Origin of the sequence: Belnapia moabensis DSM 16746, assembly GCF_000745835.1 — a bacterium.
Classification (GTDB): Bacteria; Pseudomonadota; Alphaproteobacteria; order Acetobacterales; family Acetobacteraceae; genus Belnapia; species Belnapia moabensis.
Window position 1 is genome coordinate 1 of record NZ_JQKB01000223.1, and the last position, 2718, is coordinate 2718.

Sequence of the window (2718 nt, forward strand, 5' to 3'; positions counted from 1 at the left end):
ACCAAGCTGCACTCGACGAACCCGCTGGAGCGGTTGAACAAGGAGGTGAAACGCCGCGCCGACGTGGTCGGCATCTTTCCCTCAGAAGCTTCCATCATTCGTCTGATCGGTGCTGTGCTGCTCGAGGCCAACGATGAATGGCAGATGCAGCACCGCTACATGGGCGTCGAGGCCATGAGCGAGATGCTCAACCCAGCACCCACCAACGAAGCCTTGCAACTGCCACCCCGGCCTGCCTGAGCCGTGGTCGCCCCAAGCTCATCAGCAAATTCCACCACGTAGATGGGGTGGATGCCCCCTGCTCCGCGGCATCGATGTGCCATAGCGTGGCGGCTGTATGTGCAGCACCACCATGAGAGGAGGCATCCGTGCAGCAGGCTACAACGGTTGGGCTCGACCTGGCGAAGAACGTATTCCAGGTCCATGGGGTCGACATCGGCGGGCAGACCGTACTCCGGCGGAAGCTCCGGCGCGGCGAAGTCGAGGACTTTTTCAGGGCACAACCGCCGCTCATCGTTGGCATGGAGGCCTGCGGCGGAGCCTACCACTGGGCACGGGTGATCGAGGGGTTGGGACACCGCGTGCGGCTGATGCCGCCAGCCTACGTGAAGCCGTATGTGAAGCGCGGCAAGACCGATGCGGCCGATGCCGAAGCGATCTGCGAGGCCGTGACCCGGCCGACGATGCGTTTCGTGCCGCCGAAGACCGAAGCGCAGCAGGCGGCGGGCACCGAACTCAAGGTCCGGCAGATGCTTGTTCAGCAACGGACGCGCACGGTGAACGCGCTGCGCGGCCACCTGGCAGAGTTCGGCGTCGTCGTAGCAAAGGGGATGGGAAAGGTTGCCGATCTGATCGCCATACTGCGCGACAATGACGACCGGCGCCTACCGTCGGCTGCGCGCGAGGCGCTGCTTGAGCTGGCAGAACAGATCGAGGCGCTCGAGGAGAGGATTGGTCGGCTCGAGACCGGCATGGTCCGCCGCTCGCGGACCGACGAAACAGCACGCAGATTGGCTACGATCCCTGGCATTGGCGCAATCACGGCCATCGCGCTGCAGGCCATGGTGCCGGACCCGAAAGGCTTCCAGTCGGGGCGCCATTTCGCCGCATCGCTGGGCTTGACCCCAAGGGCGCATTCCAGCGGAGGCAAGGAAAGGCTCGGGCGGATTTCGAGGCAGGGCAATGCCACTCTCCGCTCGTTTCTGGTGCTCGGCGCCACGGCACGGCTCCGATATGCCAAGCGTGCACCGGAAGGGACGGATTGGGCGACGCGGCTTCTGGCACGGCGGCCGTTCAAGGTTGCGGCCGTGGCGCTGGCCAATAAGATGGCGCGTATCGCCTGGGCGCTGCTGGCGAAGGGAGGGATCTACAAGACACCCGCGACCGCCTGACGCGTCGCGGACCGAGCTGACCGGCGGCCGCAGCCGGCAGGGGCCAAGGTGCCAGAGCGGCGATGGGATCGAGAGACCGGCAAACCGGCTGCGAGAAAGACCGTGTCCGTCAATGCGCTACCGAGCGCGCCACGTTGATCAGGCACTCGCACCGCGAAGCTCATCGGGGCCCGCGGCCATACCGGCCGCACCAGAGGCCGGACACATGACCGCACCCGTGCTCTCGGTACCGCCGCCATGCCCAGACACCTTGACCCGCAGGGGGCATCCACACATGACGGACGCGACCGGCCGTGGGAGCGACAAACTTATCGCGTTCCGTCCCGGGTGTCGGCGCAGCTGAAACCCCGCTTGGCTGGTCTGCCGCGAGAAGTTCGGGACATTGCCTGGGACGCACATGTCCGCCTCTGGGCGCGCTGTGACCGCCGGTAAGCGGCCAAAGGTGGTGGCCACGGCTATTGCGCGCAATTGCGGGGTTTGCTTGGGCCACTGCTCGCATCACGGCACGATCCACCGCCTGATCCTGTCCATTTCAAAGCCAAAAAAGAAGGCAACCAAACAGACGGGACGCTCGGAGGAGGAGGCGGTAGCGATCAGGAGAACCTTCGGTGGGCATGACGGGGCGGCCACATGCCGGTCCTTGCTCCGCGACAGAGGCAGCCCCGTGACGGCCATGGTCATGCGGTACCCAACCCGCGCGGCGGAGCTGGATCGACGGTAGCTTGTCCTCCACCCCGTCACCCAAACGTCCCGGTATCGAACACCACGCCTGCACGGCGGCTGGTGAAGCACGTCGCAGGCTCGAAAAGACCGACAGCAGCGTGTTCTGATCGGGACAGGGGGTGTCCTATTCGATGGGATGGGTATCCGGTCCTTTTGAGGCCGGGATAGAGATCCAGCGTTCACCTGAGGATTGGGCGCGGCTAGAGCGGCTGGCGGCGAAGCGCCACACGCCACAGAAGCTTTGTTGGAGACCCGTAGCGTGCTGCTCAATGGTGAAGGCGTCGGCACCATGGAGATCATGCGCCGGATTGGGCAGTCGAAGCCGCGTTTTGAGCCTCATCGACGAGAGCACCCTCGCCAATCTCGATCTGCACCTCGTGGCCGACAACTATGCCACGTGCAACCACCCCGCTGTGGAGACTTGGCTGGCGCAGCAGCCGCGCGTCCAGCTGCATGGTAAGCCGACCTCGTCGTCCTGGCTCAACCTTGTCGAGCGGTTCCTCGACGAGATTATTGAGGCGGCCCCCATTGTCTTGACTACGCGGCGTAGCGGAATTGCGGGTGCTGAAAGATGGAGCGGATCCGCTGCGGCCGCTTGGCAAGG

At 64.9% G+C, this 2718-nt stretch carries 2 protein-coding genes and 2 pseudogenes; all 4 read left to right on the forward strand.

The window, feature by feature from the left end:
* A partial coding sequence (locus EP26_RS30380) for a transposase (protein WP_043345130.1) occupies positions 1 to 240 on the forward strand: 240 nt, incomplete at its 5' end.
* Between the two features lie 128 nt (positions 241 to 368).
* On the forward strand, positions 369 to 1391 hold the full coding sequence (locus tag EP26_RS30385) for an IS110 family RNA-guided transposase (RefSeq protein ID WP_043345132.1): 1023 nt from the start codon (positions 369 to 371) through the stop codon (positions 1389 to 1391).
* Positions 1392 to 2245: 854 nt separating this feature from the next.
* Positions 2246 to 2439: pseudogene (locus EP26_RS38915) on the forward strand (hypothetical protein); the annotation flags it as partial.
* A gap of 4 nt (positions 2440 to 2443) precedes the next feature.
* Positions 2444 to 2718 (forward strand): annotated as a pseudogene (locus tag EP26_RS38920) (hypothetical protein); the annotation flags it as partial.